This is a genomic window from Priestia sp. KCTC 13724, assembly GCF_056820425.1.
On record NZ_JBXDLD010000097.1, the window covers coordinates 1 to 1,777 of the forward strand.

Annotated in this window: 1 pseudogene; it reads right to left on the minus strand. The window is 38.0% G+C overall.

Annotated elements, in window-relative coordinates:
* Positions 1-112: 112 nt before the first annotated feature.
* Positions 113-1,485 (minus strand): annotated as a pseudogene (locus AC1UFB_RS13940) (ArnT family glycosyltransferase).
* Positions 1,486-1,777 lie beyond the last annotated feature (292 nt).

The window sequence follows — 1,777 nt, forward strand, 5'->3', positions numbered from 1 at the left end:
TTTTTCAAAAAAAAATCCAGAAAGAGGGCTGTCAAAAAATCAGCTTTTACTGACTTTTTGGACAGCCCCCTGAAAAGGTGCGAGGTTTGACACCTCGTACCTTTACTTCATTCTATATTTCTATTTTATAAAGCGCATCTTGGTTTCTACTACCAAAACCTCGATCCATACCAAGATTATTCTTCCCTTGGTCTTCTTCACTTAAATAGTGTTCTTGTGAAATTTCGACACCATGAATTTTAATCCATTTAACAAGTTCGCTATTTCCTGAGTTATCCCCGCTCAGTAAAAAATATTTAACCTTCCCTTTCTTTACAAGACCCTCTAGCTCACTCGTTGTTAGAATAGGGTCCGTACCGTTGAACCCTCCTAATGCCATGACGCTTTCATTAGCATCAATAATATAATGTGCGGCCGTAACGGTTGTGAACGTCGCAAATAAGTACTCTTCTCCCGTATTATTTTCGCGAAGGTATGAAAGAAGCTCGCTATTCACGTTTGAGCTAAACATTCCACCTCTGTTCATTGAGTTGCTAAGCTGCGGCCCTGATTCGGGGAGTACACTATTTCCACCGTAAAGGATAGGAGTCACAGACCAATACATTGGCGCTATCAAAAGGATACATAAACTGATAATTGACAGTCTTTTTCTAGCTATGTCGTGACTCTTCAGTATAACAAAAGCAACTGTCAGTATTACACCTACAATACCTAATGTATACATCCATACGCTTCCAATTTGCTCTGTGTAAGAGCCTAGAATATACGTTTGAAAGATAACAGTAACCCCCACTGCTGCGGGTAGTAAATAACTTTTCCAATCGTTACGCTCTTTGTATAAGCGATACATTGCACTCCAGCCAATCCCGCACAAAGCGGCAATTGGAGGAGCAAGCATAATTAAATAGTAGTGATGAAAAAATCCCGCAACGCTAAAAAACCCGGCTACTGGAACCAGCCATGCAGTCCAATTAGTCCAAAAGCGAATATAAGCCAAAGGAGCTTTCCTGATTTCAGCGATTTCATTAAACACCAAGTACCTAAAAGAAGTGTAAATACTAACAGACTGTCAATATTATTCGTTCGGCTTACTGCTGCTGCAATAGGAGTTAACGCCATGACAATTGCAGCAATTCGAGCTGCTCCATCTTCGAACGTCGGTTGAACCATTTTATAAAGTAAGTAAACTGATCCTGCTCCAGCAAGGGCTTGGGGTAGGATCACGCTCCATGTGTGCACGCCAAACAAAAGTGCAAAAATAGTTTGAATCCATAGCACAACAGGTGGTTTATCCACCGTCACGAAGCCAGACGGGTCAAATGAAGCGTAAAAGAAATTGTGAAAGCTCTGAGTCATGCTTTTCACTGCAGCTAAATAATATTGGTTCGCAGCCCCGTCCTGCCAAATGTTATATGTATTTAATACTAGTGCAGCTACCAAGGTTAAAACTAATACTAAATCCAATCGTTGCGTGATTTTTTTCATAAACTTCTCCTTTTGTTCATCATTTGTTACACAGTTTAGCAAGGAAATGTGAACTGAAAATGAACGGTGAAAAATTTATGAATGATTATCTATTTAAGTGCCTATTATTAAAATCATCTTCTCGAGTTTTGGATGCTTTTATTTAAATAATTACTTACAAGCTTGAATGTTCTATTAGTCTGAAAAATTGATAGCCCTTTGAACAAACTAGTTTTTATTATAGAATATCACTAGTGTTGCATTAATTTAAATTAACTATTAAAAAGACTCAAAATCTTCAATTTTATTATTT